This window comes from Streptococcus pneumoniae, assembly GCF_001457635.1.
Taxonomy (GTDB): Bacteria; Bacillota; Bacilli; order Lactobacillales; family Streptococcaceae; genus Streptococcus; species Streptococcus pneumoniae.
Genome location: NZ_LN831051.1, coordinates 1102501 through 1118589 on the forward strand (window position 1 = coordinate 1102501; position 16089 = coordinate 1118589).

The window sequence follows — 16089 nt, forward strand, 5'->3', positions numbered from 1 at the left end:
ATGATCAAGCGAAAAACTTATTGGAAGGACTTAATTCAGTCCTTCACAGGCTCCAAGGGGCGTTTTTTATCCATCTTGATCCTGATGATGTTGGGATCTCTAGCCTTAGTAGGCCTCAAAGTAACCAGTCCCAACATGGAGGCGACAGCTAATGCTTATTTAACAACTGCTCAAACCTTGGATTTGGCAGTCATGTCTAACTATGGCTTGGATCAAGCAGACCAAGAAGAACTAAAACAGACGGAGGGCGCAGAGGTCGAGTTTGGCTATTTGACAGATGTGACTATGGATAATGGGCAGGATGCCATTCGGCTGTACTCCAAACCAGAGCGAATTTCAACCTTTCAGCTAAGAAAGGGACGACTTCCTCAGTCAGACAAGGAAATCGCTTTGGCCACTCATTTGCAAGGCCAATACAGCGTGGGACAGGAGATTAGTTTTAAAGAAAAAGAAGAGGGTCATTCCTCTTTAAAAGACCATACTTATACCATTACTGGTTTTGTGGATTCGGCTGAAATCCTCTCCCAGCGAGATATGGGCTACGCAGGAAGTGGAAGTGGGACTCTGACAGCCTATGGGGTGATTTTACCTAGTCAGTTTGATCAGAAAGTCTACAATATAGCTCGTTTGAAATATCAAGATTTAGCAGGTTTAAATGCCTTTTCATCAGCTTATGAAGAAAAATCCAAGCAACATCAGGAAGACCTTGAACAAACTTTATCAGATAATGGCAAGGTACGTCTGCAACTTTTGAAAAAAGAAGGACAAGAGTCTCTAGACAAGGGGCAAGAGACCCTTGACAAGGCTCAGACTAATTTGCAGGAAGGCAAGCGTCGTTTAGCAGCTGCTCAAGCTCGTATACAGGCTCAAGAAAGTCAACTAGCCTTGTTTCCTCAAGTTCAGAGAGAGCAGGCTAGTGCTCAACTTACCCAAGCCAAGCAGGAATTGGGCAAGGAAGAGGATAAACTAAAGCAAGCTGAACAAAATCTAGCCCAAGAAAAGGAAAAATTAGAAAAACATCAGCAAGTCTTGGACGATTTGGCGGAGCCAAGGTATCAGGTCTATAATCGTCAGACCATGCCAGGTGGTCAGGGCTATCTTATGTATAGCAATGCTTCATCCAGTATTCGAGCAGTGGGCAATATCTTTCCTGTGGTACTTTATGCCGTAGCAGCCATGGTGACCTTTACGACCATGACTCGCTTTGTAGACGAAGAGCGAACTCATGCAGGGATTTTTAAGGCCTTGGGTTACCGTAGTAAGGATATTATCGCCAAGTTTCTCCTTTATGGACTAGTAGCTGGGACTGTCGGAACGGCTCTAGGTAGTATACTTGGTCATTATTTGCTAGCCAGTGTAATTTCAAGTGTCATTACAAAAGGCATGGTGGTGGGAGAAACCCAGATTCAGTTCTATTGGACCTATAGCTTACTAGCTCTTGTCTTGAGCTGGTTGGCGAGTGTGTTACCAGCCTATCTGGTGGCTTGGAGGGAACTTCATGACGAAGCAGCCCAGCTTCTACTTCCTAAACCTCCTGTCAAAGGAGCTAAAATCTTATTGGAGCGTATCGGTTTTATCTGGCGTCGTCTCAGTTTTACTCATAAGGTAACAGCCCGCAACATCTTTCGTTATAAGCAGAGAATGTTGATGACAATCTTTGGTGTGGCAGGTTCTGTAGCTCTGCTCTTTGCAGGTTTGGGAATCCAATCTTCTGTAGCAGGAGTTCCGTCTAAACAGTTTCAACAAATCCAACAGTATCAGATGCTTGTCTCTGAAAATCCTAGTGCGACCAATCAGGACAAGGTAGAGCTAGCAGAAGTGTTGAAAGGGCAGGAGATACTAGCCTACCAGAAAATCTATTCTAAAACGCTAGACAAGGATTTCAAAGGCAAGGCTGGTCTTCAAAACATTACTCTTATGATGATAGAGAAGGAAGATTTGACTCCCTTTATCCATCTTCAACATCATCAGCAGGAGCTGACATTAAAAGATGGCATCGTTATTACAGCTAAACTCGCCCAGCTGGCAGGTGTCAAGGTTGGGCAGACTTTAGAAATTGAAGGTAAGGAACTAAAGGTCGCTGCTATTACTGAGAACTACGTTGGTCACTTTATTTATATGAGTCAGGCTAGCTATGAGCAACTTTACGGACAGCTACCCCAAGCCAACACTTATCTGGTTTCATTAAGGGATACCAGTGCAACTAGTATCGAAAGTCAGGCGGGCTTGCTTATGAGTCAATCTGCGGTGTCCAGCGTTGTCCAAAATGCTTCAGCCATTCGACTCTTCGACTCTATCGCTAGCTCACTCAATCAGACCATGACCATCTTGGTCATCGTATCGGTTCTATTAGCTATTGTCATCCTTTACAATTTGACCAATATCAACGTAGCTGAGAGAATCCGTGAACTCTCCACTACCAAGGTTCTTGGTTTTCATAATAATGAAGTCACCCTCTACATTTACCGTGAGACGATTGTGCTATCCCTTGTGGGAATCGTACTTGGTCTGGTAGCTGGTTTCTATTTACACCAATTTTTGATTCAAATGATTTCGCCGGCGACTATTCTCTTTTATCCGCAGGTAGGCTGGGAAGTCTATGTAATCCCAGTGGCAGCAGTAAGCATCATTTTGACCTTGCTTGGTTTCTTCGTCAATTATTATCTGAGAAAGGTTGACATGTTAGAAGCCCTGAAATCTGTAGAGTAAGGTAGTTATTTTTAGCTGATTGAACTTCTATTTACTAATATTCAAAAATCCTCCGTTTCAAAGAGCAGGGAACTCTTTGTGACAGAGGATTTTTTCTATAGGGCTTTAGCAGCTGCAATTGCGGCTTCGAAGTTTGGCTCAGAATTGATATTATCCACGTATTCAACGTAGCGAATCGTATTGTCAGTATCGAGGACAAAGACTGCGCGTGCTAATAGGTGCCATTCGTTGATCAAGAGGGCATAATCGCGCCCGAAAGAATGGTCAAAGTAGTCTGAAAGCATAATGGCATTGTCAAGGCCTTCAGCACCGCACCAACGTTTTTGAGCAAAAGGTAGGTCCATTGAAACAGTCAATACGACCGTGTTGTCCAGTCCAGCCAATTCTTCATTAAAACGACGTGTTTGAGTTGAGCAGATGCCTGTATCGATAGAAGGAACGACACTCAAGACTTTTTTCTTGCCATCAAAATCAGCCAGAGATTTTTTAGAAAGATCTGTTGTAGTAAGAGAAAAATCAAGCGCCTTGTCGCCGACTTGTAGTTGTTTACCTGTAAAGCTCACAGGATTTCCGAGAAAAGTTACCATAGGATACTCCAATCTTTTTTCTTCCATTGTATCTGAAACAGTCAGAATTTTCCAATGATTTGACCGGAAATGTGGGCATAGAAAAAACGCCAGCTCACATGAGAATGACGTTTTTCAGAGGCTTATTTTGCCAATCCTTCAGCAATCTTGTCAAGGTTGTATTTCATCATGCTGTAGTAGCTGTCGCCTTCTTTACCTTGTTCTGCGATAGAGTCAGTAAAGATTTGTGCGTAGATTGGGATGTTTGTGTCTTGAGAAACAGTTTTCATTGGACGGTCATCCACACTTGATTCTACAAAGAGTGATGGAACTTTTGTTTGGCGAAGTTTTTCAACCAAGGTCTTGATTTGTTCAGGAGTTCCTTCTTCTTCAGTATTGATTTCCCAGATGTAGGCACTTGGGACACCATAGGCTTTAGAGAAGTATTTGAATGCTCCTTCGCTGGTTACAATGAGTTTCTTTTCAGCAGGGATCTTATTAAATTTATCCTTACTTTCTTTATCAAGTTTGTCTAACTTATCAGTATATTCTTTGAGATTTTTTTCATAGAATTCTTTATTGTTAGGGTCTTTGGCGCTCAATTGTTTGGCGATATTTTTAGCAAAAATAATACCGTTTTCAAGGTTAAGCCAAGCGTGTGGGTCTTCTTTTCCTTTTTCATTTTGACCTTCAAGGTAGATAACATCAACGCCGTCGCTGACTGCGAAGTAGTCTTTGTTTTCAGTTTTCTTGGCATTTTCTACCAATTTTGTAAACCAAGCATTGCCACCTGTTTCAAGGTTGATACCGTTATAGAAAATCAAATCAGCCTCAGAAGTTTTCTTAACGTCTTCAGGAAGTGGTTCGTATTCGTGTGGGTCTTGCCCAATCGGAACGATACTATGAAGGTCAATTTTGTCACCAGCAATATTTTTAGTAATATCAGCGATGATTGAGTTTGTAGCAACAACTTTTAGTTTTTGACCAGAAGTTGTATCTTTTTTTCCGCTAGCACATGCTACAAGAATGATTGCAGAAAGAAAGAGAACGAGTAATGTACCTAATTTTTTCATTAGATCCTCCAATTTATTAGGGCTTTGCCCCTTATTTTAACAAATGTTTATTTTTCAGTTTCAAATATCGTTGTTTGGGAGCGATAAAGAAGCTAATGAGAAAGAAACTAGCAGCTGTAAGCACGATACTAGAACCTGCCGCAACATTAAAACTATAGCCAATAAAGAGTCCCAAAACTGAAGCAGTAGCTCCGAAGGTTGAGGAAAGGAAAATCATACTTTTCAGACTATTAGCATACAGATAAGCAGTTGCAGCTGGGGTAATCAGCATGGCTACAATCAGGATAGTTCCGACACTTTGCATGGCTGTCACAGACACGAGAGTCAGGAGTACCATGAGAAGGTAGTGATAGAAATTGACAGGCATTCCCATGGCTTTAGCCAAGAGTTCATCAAAGGAAGTTATCAAGAGTTGCTTGAAGAAAATCCAGATTAACAAGAGGATGGCTGCCCCCACACCCATAGTAATAAACATATCCGTATCTTGGACGGCCAGGATATTACCAAAAAGGATATGGAAAAGGTCAGTTGAACTTTTAGCGACACCAATCAAGATGATACCGAGGGCTAAGAAAGAAGAAAAGGTAATGCCGATGGCGGTATCGCTTTTGATAATCGAGTTTCCTTTGATGTAGGTAATGATGATGGCAGCTAGCAATCCAAAGACAATGGCTCCGATAAAGAAGTCAAGGCCCAAGATGAAGGAGAGGGCTACACCTGGTAAGACAGCATGTGAAATGGCATCTCCCATGAGTGACATCCCGCGTAGAATAATGAAACATCCCACAGCTCCAGCTACAATCCCGACGACAATAGCTGTTATCAAGGCATTTTGTAGGAAATGGAATTTTTGCAATCCATCGATAAATTCTGCAATCATAGGTCACCTCCATTGAAAAAGAGTTGATTACCGTAAGCTTCTTTTAGATTGGTTTCGGTAAAAGTTTCTTTTGTTGGACCAAAGGCAATCACTTCTCGATTGACAAGTAAGACTTGATCGAAGTAGTGGGGAATCTTGCTGAGGTCGTGGTGAACGATGAGAACCGTCTTCCCAGCTTTTTTCAAATCTCTCAGCGTATTCATGATGATTTCCTCACTGACAGAGTCAATCCCAGCAAAGGGTTCATCCAAGAGGATATAGTCGGCTTCCTGCACCAAACATCTGGCAATCAAAACCCGCTGGAATTGACCTCCAGACAGTTGACTAATTTGACGTTCAGCGTAGTCAGCTAGGCCGACGATTTCAAGGGCCTCTTGCACTTTCTTCCAATGTTTAGTCTTTAAACTTCGAAAGAGAGGAATAGAGGGAAATAGTCCTAACGAGACGCATTCCTTGCCCTTGATGGGAAAGTTGTAGTCGATATTGATTTTTTGTTCGACATAGGCAATTCGGTGTAAGGATTTTTTAACTTCCTTGTCATCGAGAAATGCCTGACCTTGATGTGGGATAATTCCCAGCATACCTTTTAATAGTGTTGATTTCCCAGCGCCGTTTGGACCAATGATGCCGGTAATTGTTGGTCCATGGAGCACTAGTGAAATATCCTTAAGTGCCAACGTTTCTTTGTAGGAGACACTGAGGTTTTCGATACGTATCATAAACTTGTATTCCTCCTGTCTCTTAATATACATTAAAAAAAAAATTAAGTCAAGTTAATTTTTGAAAAAATTAAAATAATAACTGAAAAATAGATTCTAAAGATAACTTTCAGGATAAATTTCTAAATTATAAAACGCATAGTATCAAGTGTAAAAAACTTGGAATTATGCGTTTTATCATGGAAAGATTTTTTATAATAGCTAAAAAATAATAGTTAAATGGTTATTAATTGCATTCCCTAGTGATTTTTGTTAAGATAAATGCAAATACAAATGAAAGCGAGAACAAGATGACACGTTATCAAGATGATTTTTATGATGCTATCAATGGAGAATGGCAACAGACAGCTGAAATCCCAGCAGATAAGTCTCAAACTGGAGGTTTTGTTGATTTAGACCAGGAAATTGAAGACCTGATGCTGGCGACAACAGACAAGTGGTTAGCAGGTGAAGAGGTGCCTGAGGATGCTATCTTGGAAAACTTTGTCAAATACCACCGCCTAGTTCGTGATTTTGACAAGAGAGAAGCTGACGGTATCACACCTGTCTTACCACTCCTTAAAGAATTCCAAGAATTGGAAACTTTTGCGGATTTTACAGCTAAACTAGCAGAGTTTGAGCTTGCAGGAAAACCAAACTTCCTTCCTTTTGGTGTATCGCCAGACTTTATGGATGCTAGAATCAATGTTCTATGGGCTAGCGCTCCAAGCACAATCTTGCCAGATACGACCTACTATGCAGAAGAACATCCTCAGCGCGAAGAACTCTTGACTCTTTGGAAAGAAAGCAGCGCAAATCTCCTCAAGGCTTATGATTTCTCTGATGAAGAAATTGAAGACTTGCTAGAAAAAAGACTTGAATTGGACCGCCGAGTTGCGGCAGTGGTGCTCTCTAATGAAGAAAGTTCAGAATATGCTAAACTCTATCATCCATATTCTTACGAAGATTTCAAGAAATTCGCGCCTGCCCTACCTTTGGATGACTTCTTCAAAGCAGTTATTGGGCAATTACCAGACAAGGTTATTGTAGACGAGGAACGTTTCTGGCAAGCAGCAGAGCAATTCTACAGTGAGGAAGCCTGGTCTCTCCTTAAAGCAACCTTGATTTTGAGTGTTGTCAATCTTTCAACCAGCTATTTAACAGAGGATATCCGTGTTTTGTCTGGTGCCTACAGCCGTGCCCTTTCTGGAGTTCCAGAGGCAAAAGATAAGGTCAAAGCAGCTTATCATCTAGCACAAGAACCTTTCAAGCAAGCCCTGGGTCTTTGGTACGCCCGTGAGAAGTTCTCTCCAGAAGCCAAGGCGGATGTGGAGAAAAAAGTGGCAACCATGATTGATGTCTATAAGGAGCGTCTGCTTAAGAATGACTGGCTCACTCCAGAAACCTGTAAACAGGCTATCGTGAAACTCAATGTGATCAAACCTTATATTGGCTATCCAGAAGAATTGCCTGCACGTTACAAGGATAAGGTAGTGAATGAAACTGCCAGTCTTTTTGAGAATGCTCTAGCCTTTGCGCGTGTGGAAATCAAGCACAGTTGGAGTAAGTGGAACCAGCCTGTAGACTATAAGGAATGGGGCATGCCTGCTCATATGGTCAATGCCTACTACAATCCTCAGAAGAACCTGATTGTCTTTCCAGCGGCCATTTTACAGGCGCCTTTCTATGACTTGCATCAGTCATCTTCTGCTAACTACGGTGGTATTGGGGCAGTGATTGCCCATGAAATTTCCCACGCCTTTGATACTAACGGGGCTTCCTTTGACGAAAATGGTAGCCTCAAGGATTGGTGGACAGAGAGCGACTATGCTGCCTTCAAGGAGAAAACACAAAAAGTCATTGACCAATTTGATGGACAGGATTCTTATGGAGCAACCATTAACGGTAAATTGACTGTATCAGAAAACGTGGCTGACTTGGGAGGAATCGCAGCAGCTCTTGAAGCAGCTAAGAGAGAAACAGACTTCTCAGCAGAAGAGTTCTTCTACAACTTCGGTCGCATCTGGCGCATGAAAGGTCGACCAGAATTTATGAAACTTTTGGCTAGCGTCGATGTGCACGCACCAGCCAAACTCCGTGTCAATGTGCAAGTACCAAACTTCGACGATTTCTTTACAACCTATGATGTCAAAGAAGGAGACGGAATGTGGCGTTCACCAGAGGAGCGCGTGATTATTTGGTAATACAAAAAATCTAGTCATCAGAAAAAAGGCATCCAATCACGTGTGAAAACCTTGATAGGATGCCTTTTGTAATAGAAAGATTTGCTGGATAGTTTACTTAAATTTCGATTGTCATCATCTTGCTAGAAAAAGGGATTGAAGGCCTTTTCGTGAGCGATAGTAGTAGCTGGACCATGTCCTGGATAGACATCGTAGTTTGGTAGGGTGAAGAGTTGGGTCTGGATACTATGAAGGAGTTGCTCCATGCTACCAGTCGGAAGGTCGGTCCGTCCGATAGTTTCGCGGAATAGAGCATCTCCCGTCAAGACTAGGTGAGCATCAGGAAAGACTAGGGAAACACCACCGATAGAGTGCCCTGGGGTCGGTAGAACCTTAAAACGAAATTCCTCTAGTTGGTATTCTTCGTGAAAGACAAAGGTGTGTTCTGCAGGTTTTGTGACCACATCTGCCATATCATCGTGGCGAGGGAGACCGGAGAGATTATCGACAGGAGTGTAGAGCCAGCTGGCTTCGCTCTCTGCGATATAGACAGGAGGATTGCCAAACGTCTCGCGAACCAAGTCCAGACTCATGATATGGTCATAATGGGCGTGGGTCAAGAGAATAGCACAGATCGGTTTGTTGATCTTCTCGATTGTCTGACGAATGGCTTCCCAATGACTACCAGGATCGACGACGATGAGGTGCTTTTCGCCTTCTAGATAATAGGTATTTTCATAGGCAACAGGATTCACGGTTTTATGGATTTTCATACTAGCTCCAATCTCAAAGAATATACTAATACTCTTCGAAAATCTCTTCAAACCGCGTCAACTTTATCTGCAACCTCAAAGCAGTGCTTTGAACAGCCTGCGGCTAGCTTTCTAGTTTGCTCTTTGATTTTCATTGAGTATAAATTAAGTATAGCACAGTTAGGGAGAATAGGTAAGGATTTAAAATGAACTTAAAAACCAGCATGACTAGATGAAGACAGGCTGGTTATCAATTTATCAATATTGGAAAGGTGTCAATTGCCCTTCATAGGTTGCATAAACTCCGTCATTAGCTTGTTTGATAGACGTGATGTTTAGAGTGCTACCGTAGTTGGCTTCTCATTTGTCGCTATATTCACTATAAGTTATCCTACTGGGCAGGTTCTGGTCGTTAGCATAGTATTGAACGAGTTTTTTATAGCTTTGCTGGCTGAATAGGAACAGGCAGCAAACTCCTAACATTAGGAGAGCAAAGATAGAAATAGCAGTTTTTTTCATAGGTATTCTCCTTATAAACTAAAGGATAGAAGAAAGTATCTTGAGGATTTTTATACTCTTCAAAAATCTCTTCAAACCGCGTCAACGTCGCCTTGCCGTATATATGTGACTGACTTTGTCAGTCTTATCTACAACCTCAAAGCAGTGCTTTGAGCAACCTGCGGCTAGTTTCCTAGTTTGCTCTTTGATTTTCATTGAGTATTAATTCCAAAATCCAGTCAAGGTACCAGTGTATGTGATACGAGTTCCACCGTTTATCTTTCGTATCTTCAATGGAATTGGGGAAATCAGAAAGTCTTTGGGTTACAATATGGTTTCCGTTCTTCTATCTCTCCTTCTATCACCTAAGTTTAAAATCTAACTTCGTAGTATATTATGGGCTAATAATTCAGAATTATCAAGCAATTTTGAATTATTTTTTTCTTATTCTGTTCCAATCTAGTTTTCATATTCTTAAAAAAGTGATAAAATGGTAGGAAGAATTGGAGAGTAGAGATGCCGAAAGAAGTGAATTTAACAGGCGAAGAAGTTGTCGCTTTAACCAAAGAATATTTAACGGAAGAGGATGTTCATTTTGTCCATAAGGCCTTGGTCTATGCTGTTGAATGCCACAGTGGTCAATATCGCAAATCAGGCGAGCCTTATATCATTCACCCTATCCAAGTGGCAGGTATTTTAGCTAAGCTAAAGCTGGATGCTGTAACAGTAGCTTGTGGATTCTTGCATGATGTGGTGGAAGATACAGATGCGACCTTGGACGATTTGGAAAGAGAGTTTGGTCCTGATGTGCGGGTGATTGTTGACGGAGTTACCAAGCTTGGCAAGGTCGAGTACAAATCGATCGAGGAGCAATTAGCGGAAAATCATCGCAAGATGCTCATGGCCATGTCTGAGGACATCCGCGTTATTTTGGTCAAACTGTCTGACCGCTTGCACAATATGCGGACCCTGAAACATCTTCGAAAAGACAAGCAGGAGCGTATTTCCAAAGAAACCATGGAAATCTATGCCCCACTTGCCCATCGTTTGGGGATTTCCAGTGTCAAATGGGAATTAGAAGACTTGTCTTTCCGTTATCTCAATCCAACGGAGTTTTACAAGATTACCCATATGATGAAGGAAAAGCGCAGGGAGCGTGAGGCCTTGGTGGATGAGGTAGTCACAAAATTAGAGGAGTATACGACAGAACGTCACTTGAAAGGGAAGATTTATGGTCGTCCCAAGCATATTTACTCAATTTTCCGCAAAATGCAGGACAAGAGAAAACGGTTTGAGGAAATCTATGATCTGATTGCTATTCGTTGTATTTTAGATACCCAAAGTGATGTTTATGCCATGCTTGGTTACGTGCATGAATTTTGGAAACCGATGCCAGGTCGCTTCAAAGACTATATTGCCAACCGCAAGGCCAATGGTTATCAGTCTATCCATACGACTGTTTATGGACCAAAAGGGCCGATTGAATTCCAGATTCGAACCAAGGAAATGCACGAGGTGGCTGAGTATGGGGTTGCGGCTCACTGGGCTTATAAGAAAGGTATAAAGGGGCAAGTTAACAGCAAGGAATCAGCTATTGGAATGAACTGGATCAAGGAGATGATGGAGCTCCAAGATCAGGCTGATGATGCTAAGGAATTTGTGGACTCTGTTAAGGAAAACTATCTGGCTGAGGAGATTTACGTTTTTACCCCAGATGGAGCTGTCCGTTCCCTTCCCAAAGATTCAGGACCGATTGATTTTGCCTACGAAATCCATACCAAGGTCGGTGAAAAAGCAACTGGTGCCAAGGTCAATGGCCGCATGGTTCCACTGACAACCAAGTTAAAGACAGGGGATCAGGTTGAAATTATCGCCAACCCGAACTCCTTTGGACCTAGCCGTGACTGGCTCAATATGGTCAAGACTAGCAAGGCGCGCAATAAGATTCGCCAGTTCTTTAAAAACCAAGATAAGGAATTGTCTGTCAACAAGGGTCGTGAGATGCTGATGGCTCAGTTCCAAGAAAATGGCTATGTGGCAAATAAATTTATGGACAAGCGCCACATGGATCAAGTTCTGCAAAAGACCAGTTACAAGACAGAAGACTCCCTCTTTGCGGCCATTGGTTTTGGGGAAATCGGTGCGATTACCGTCTTTAACCGTCTGACTGAAAAGGAACGCCGTGAGGAAGAGCGTGCCAAGGCCAAGGCTGAGGCAGAGGAGCTTGTCAAAGGTGGCGAGGTCAAGGTTGAAAATAAAGAAACCCTCAAGGTCAAGCATGAGGGGGGAGTGGTTATTGAAGGTGCTTCTGGTCTCCTAGTGCGGATTGCTAAGTGTTGTAACCCCGTGCCTGGTGACGATATTGTTGGCTACATTACCAAGGGTCGTGGTGTGGCTATTCACCGTGTGGACTGTATGAACCTGCGTGCCCAAGAAAACTACGAGCAACGTCTCCTTGATGTGGAATGGGAAGACCAGTACCCTAGCTCAAATAAGGAGTATATGGCCCATATCGATATCTACGGTCTCAACCGTACAGGACTGTTGAACGATGTACTGCAAGTTCTTTCAAATACAACCAAGAATATTTCAACGGTCAATGCCCAACCAACCAAGGATATGAAGTTTGCTAATATCCATGTGTCCTTCGGTATTGCCAACCTCTCTACACTGACTACGGTTGTCGATAAAATTAAGAGTGTGCCAGAAGTTTACTCTGTCAAACGGACCAACGGCTAGTTGTCCTAGCTCTTACTAGAAAGGCTATTATGAAAATCATTATCCAACGGGTTAAAAAAGCCCAAGTGAGTATAGAAGGCCAGATTCAGGGAAAAATCAATCAGGGACTTTTATTGCTGGTTGGTGTTGGACCAGAGGACCAAGAGGAAGATTTGGACTATGCTGTGAGAAAACTGGTCAATATGCGGATTTTTTCAGACGCAGAAGGCAAGATGAACCTGTCTGTCAAAGATATTGAAGGAGAAATCCTCTCTATTTCTCAGTTTACCCTCTTTGCGGATACTAAGAAAGGCAATCGTCCAGCCTTTACAGGGGCAGCTAAACCTGATATGGCATCAGACTTCTATGATGCTTTCAATCAAAAATTAGCGCAAGAAGTGCCCGTTCAGACAGGTATCTTTGGAGCAGATATGCAGGTTGAGCTGGTTAATAACGGACCTGTTACCATTATCCTAGATACTAAAAAGAGATAAGAAAGACCAAGCCCAGTCGGCTTGGTCTTTCTCATCTATCATAAAATACTCCAAAAAGAAATCGGTTCTTGATATGCTTGGGGGAAGTCTCTTTTCAGGCTTTGGCAGATGCGATAGGAAGGGATGAGATGTCCTAGGATGAGGAGAGTTCCCTGAAGGAAAAGTGGAATATCACTTAAAGACACCAAGGAGAGAATCATCAGGCTATCCCATAGGAGAATTTGTAAAGCAAAACGCCAGAATCTCGGTCTAATCTGGGAATAGAGTTAACTAAAGTGGTCACAAAGTTGGTTTGAAAGATAGGTCAATAGCACAGGATGAAAGAAAATGAGCCAACCGCTATAAATCAAAATCCAGTCCCAAGTAAGCCCCCTTTTAAATGTCAAAAATGCCAGCATGATTCCATCAATGACAAGGAGTTGAATGGTTTTGATGAAGATGATTTTTTTCATGCTAAAACCTCCTTTTCCTTAGAGACACTCCCATAAAGAGATGTGTTTGTCGTAAAAGTCTGGATAGTTTTCTCTTAGGTAGTCAGCTGTCATATAATAAAAAGTAGAATGGCAAGCAGTGATGATTGGCATAAGAGATGAAAAACGCTGAGAACTAATGAAGGCTAAGAGAACAAAAAATAGAAAATCAATGGTGAGAACCCCTAAATAGTAGAAGCGAATCTTTTTATTGATTTGAGGATAAATCTCAGCGAATTGATGTTTGAGTCGGACGACCAAGAGAAATAGCAGGAGTCCTTGAGCAAGGAAGAAAATTAAACCAGAGAGCAAGAGCCACTCAAAAGATGTCTCGAGTCTAGTGATAAAAAATGCAAATAGTAGCAAATCAATAACTGCAATTGCTATAAAATGGATTCTATAGAGTTTTTTCATGACAAGACCTTCCTCTTTTATCTAACTTCATTCTACTCCAAAAGAATGGGAGTTACAACTAAAATGATAAAAATAGCAGAAGGGAGATTCTCTTAAGTTGGCTAGTATTCTTTATTTGAGTTTCCTTCTATTATCTAACTTCTTCATCATTCCAGACAAATAAAGCTCCGATTGCATTGAGGATATAAAAGATGTATTTACCGATATTGGCGAAGTTTCCTTGAATACCAGCTTTTGTCAGCTGAACGAAATTGTAAATCAACCAAAAGCCCCACTGAGTTGTTAGTTTCAATGCATTCAAAGCATTGGCAATGAGGGACAGTGCAAAGGCAATAGTTGTTACGTAGGCAAGGAGATTCATCTTGCCCCCATATCCGATATAGTTGGTCACAAAGGCAAAGAGGAAGGCGATGATGGAAATGATGATGGCCGCCAATTTTACCTGTTTTTGGCTCATTTGGTTGGGTCTGCCTTCTTGCGAAGCTTTCCATTTCTTTATAGCAAAGGTATAAATGAGGAAGGTGACGGGATAGGTAATGATGGCCGCCTTATTTCCAAGGATATAATCAATAGCACCGGACAAAATGGTATTAACAATACCAAAGTAATTTCCCCATTTGCTTAATTTCCCCGTGAAACGAGTGGACAACATGGAAATCCCAACGTTGGTTACGGAAATCAATCCAAAGGGTACAAGAGCTGTCCATAGTCCCCAGTCTACAAATTTATGGAGGCGAGAGTTGAGATAACCAGATGCAATCGCAATCCCAACGACCAAAGCAACCCCGAAGAGGTCAAATCATTTAGATGTAGCAAAAATTTTTAGTGATTTTTTCATAGGTTAAACTACCTTTCTTTTTTTCAAATACTCTACCACCAAATGAAAGTAAAATCAAATGATAGAAATAAAACCCTGAAAATAAAACTTTCAGGGTTGGTAGGGGACTTGAGAAATTAGTTGATTTTCTCGACATAGAGTTGTTTTGCAATGTCCATATTCACTTGTAAATCCTCGTCGTTACTGAGGATAGTGAAGGTATTGCTGAAGCCATCAAACTGCTTGACTTGGAGCTGGTCACCGATGTGAAGTGAGTGCTTGTCCAGATAATGGAGAATGTCAAAACTATCGTGCACCCGAGTCAGGCGGTAGGCGCCAGCTTCCTTGATATCAGCTAGTGGGAGGTTATTGATTTCAACGAGTAGTTCTCCCTTGGCAGGAATAGTTCCTCCGTGGGGGCAGGTTTTAGGGAAACCTAGCAGTTTATCTAGTCTTTCCACGAACAGGTCAGAGACAGTGTGTTCCAAGACCTCAGCTTCCTCGTGAATCTGGTCACTTGTATAGTCTAAATGATGAACTAGAAAAACTTCAATCAAGCGGTGCTTACGATAGAGCTCAGAGACCAGTTTGAGACCGAGGTCAGTCAGTAGATAGCCACATTCCTTGTCCTTTAGGATGAGATTTTCACTTTTCATTCGTTTGATCATTTCAGTTACGGCAGGGGGAGAGACTTGCATGCGAGCCGCAATTTCCTTGTTGGTAATCTTATGCAGGTCTATGCCAATTTCATAAATACATTTTAGATAGTCTTCTTTGTTTGGGGTCATTCGTTTCCTCTTGTCTAATATCTTTATCTAGTATATCAAAAAAAGCTAGATTTCTCTAGCTGTGACTTTTTATGTTATACTTATTGCAAGAGAAAAAACGAGGAGATGGATATGACGAAAATAGCTCTTCTTTCAGATATTCATGGAAATACCACCGCCTTGGAGGCTGTTTTGGCAGATGCTCAGCAGCTAGGAGTGGATGAATACTGGCTTTTGGGAGATATTCTCATGCCAGGGACAGGACGTAGAAGGATTTTGGACTTGTTGGATCAACTACCGATTACGGCTAGAGTTTTGGGAAACTGGGAAGACAGTCTTTGGCATGGTGTCCGTAAGGAATTGGACAGTACTCGCCCCAGTCAACGCTATCTCTTGCGCCAGTGCCAGTATGTTTTAGAGGAAATTTCCCTAGAAGAAATTGAAGTGCTCCACAATCAACCTCTTCAAATTCATCGTCAGTTTGGAGATTTGACGGTGGGAATTAGCCATCATCTGCCTGATAAGAACTGGGGGCGAGAGTTGATTCATACTGGCAAACAAGAGGAGTTTGACCGCTTGGTGACTCATCCTCCCTGTGATATTGCTGTTTATGGACATATTCACCAGCAGTTGCTTCGTTACGGGACTGGTGGGCAATTGATTGTCAATCCGGGTTCGATTGGCCAACCTTTCTTTTTGGACGCTCAGCTACGGAAGGACTTGCGGGCCCAGTATATGATTTTGGAGTTTGATGACAAAGGCCTGGTAGATATGGACTTCCGACGGGTAGACTACGATGTGGCAGCGGAATTGCAGCTGGCTAAAGACCTGAGACTTCCCTATTTTGAGGTTTACTATGAAAGTCTGGTCAATGGGATCCACCATACTCATCATCAGGAATTTTTGAGAGAATTGGCTCAGAAAGAGGGCTGCGACCGGGAGTTAGACGACTGGTTGAAAAGTGGTAACGATTGACATTACAACTAAAAAGGGTATAATAATAGAAAAAGAAGAGTAGAGGCAGGGTAGCCTCGTAAAAAGGAGAAGAGG

At 42.1% G+C, this 16089-nt stretch carries 14 protein-coding genes; 5 read left to right on the forward strand and 9 right to left on the reverse strand.

Annotated features, from left to right (window positions below; genetic code table 11):
* Positions 1–2709, forward strand: coding sequence for an ABC transporter permease (locus tag AT689_RS05895; RefSeq protein ID WP_000595864.1), 2709 nt, complete (start codon positions 1–3; stop codon positions 2707–2709).
* 95 nt (positions 2710–2804) lie between these two features.
* Here the strand turns inward: AT689_RS05895 and tpx are convergent, their stop codons facing one another.
* The 4 genes from tpx to AT689_RS05915 form a co-directional block, all read right to left on the reverse strand.
* Complete coding sequence (gene tpx / locus AT689_RS05900) at positions 2805–3296, reverse strand: thiol peroxidase (RefSeq protein ID WP_000256028.1); 492 nt, start codon at positions 3294–3296, stop codon at positions 2805–2807.
* A 122-nt stretch (positions 3297–3418) separates the two neighbouring features.
* Complete coding sequence (psaA, locus tag AT689_RS05905; protein ID WP_000733056.1) at positions 3419–4348, reverse strand: metal ABC transporter substrate-binding lipoprotein/adhesin PsaA; 930 nt, start codon at positions 4346–4348, stop codon at positions 3419–3421.
* A 31-nt stretch (positions 4349–4379) separates the two neighbouring features.
* Entirely contained in the window at positions 4380–5228 is an 849-nt protein-coding gene (locus AT689_RS05910) for a metal ABC transporter permease (RefSeq protein WP_000559784.1), read from the reverse strand.
* Positions 5225–5947, reverse strand: a complete 723-nt coding sequence (locus tag AT689_RS05915) for a metal ABC transporter ATP-binding protein (RefSeq protein WP_000619140.1) — start codon at positions 5945–5947, stop codon at positions 5225–5227. The genes AT689_RS05910 and AT689_RS05915 overlap by 4 nt, the downstream gene beginning before the upstream one ends.
* 290 nt (positions 5948–6237) lie before the next feature.
* Between AT689_RS05915 and pepO the strand changes: the two genes are divergently transcribed.
* Positions 6238–8130 (forward strand): endopeptidase PepO, encoded by a 1893-nt coding sequence (gene pepO / locus AT689_RS05920; protein WP_000199268.1) that lies wholly within the window; start codon positions 6238–6240, stop codon positions 8128–8130.
* 122 nt (positions 8131–8252) lie between these two features.
* Here pepO and AT689_RS05925 read toward each other — a convergent pair whose 3' ends face one another.
* Positions 8253–8882, reverse strand: a complete 630-nt coding sequence (locus AT689_RS05925; RefSeq protein WP_000690854.1) for an MBL fold metallo-hydrolase — start codon at positions 8880–8882, stop codon at positions 8253–8255.
* A 993-nt stretch (positions 8883–9875) separates the two neighbouring features.
* Here AT689_RS05925 and AT689_RS05935 point away from each other — a divergent pair.
* Positions 9876–12098, forward strand: coding sequence for a RelA/SpoT family protein (locus tag AT689_RS05935; protein WP_001123801.1), 2223 nt, complete (start codon positions 9876–9878; stop codon positions 12096–12098).
* Positions 12099–12127: 29 nt separating this feature from the next.
* The gene (dtd, locus tag AT689_RS05940; protein ID WP_000691400.1) at positions 12128–12571 is read left to right on the forward strand and encodes a D-aminoacyl-tRNA deacylase; all 444 of its coding nucleotides are present in this window, start codon (positions 12128–12130) and stop codon (positions 12569–12571) included.
* Between the two features lie 266 nt (positions 12572–12837).
* On the opposite strand, the gene AT689_RS05945 is transcribed toward dtd, so the two are convergent.
* From AT689_RS05945 to AT689_RS05965, 4 genes are all read right to left on the reverse strand, one after another.
* A complete protein-coding gene (locus AT689_RS05945; RefSeq protein ID WP_000720032.1) occupies positions 12838–13023 on the reverse strand; it encodes a hypothetical protein in 186 nt (61 codons plus the stop codon).
* Between the two features lie 18 nt (positions 13024–13041).
* Complete coding sequence (locus AT689_RS05950; protein ID WP_000737926.1) at positions 13042–13455, reverse strand: hypothetical protein; 414 nt, start codon at positions 13453–13455, stop codon at positions 13042–13044.
* A gap of 130 nt (positions 13456–13585) precedes the next feature.
* Positions 13586–14233, reverse strand: coding sequence for a nicotinamide mononucleotide transporter (locus tag AT689_RS05955; protein WP_000260187.1), 648 nt, complete (start codon positions 14231–14233; stop codon positions 13586–13588).
* Positions 14234–14409: 176 nt separating this feature from the next.
* Positions 14410–15060 (reverse strand): metal-dependent transcriptional regulator, encoded by a 651-nt coding sequence (locus AT689_RS05965; protein WP_000188505.1) that lies wholly within the window; start codon positions 15058–15060, stop codon positions 14410–14412.
* A gap of 111 nt (positions 15061–15171) precedes the next feature.
* On the opposite strand from AT689_RS05965, the gene AT689_RS05970 reads away from it, so the two are divergent.
* Complete coding sequence (locus AT689_RS05970) at positions 15172–16014, forward strand: metallophosphoesterase family protein (RefSeq protein ID WP_000160934.1); 843 nt, start codon at positions 15172–15174, stop codon at positions 16012–16014.
* The last annotated feature ends 75 nt before the right edge of the window (positions 16015–16089 follow it).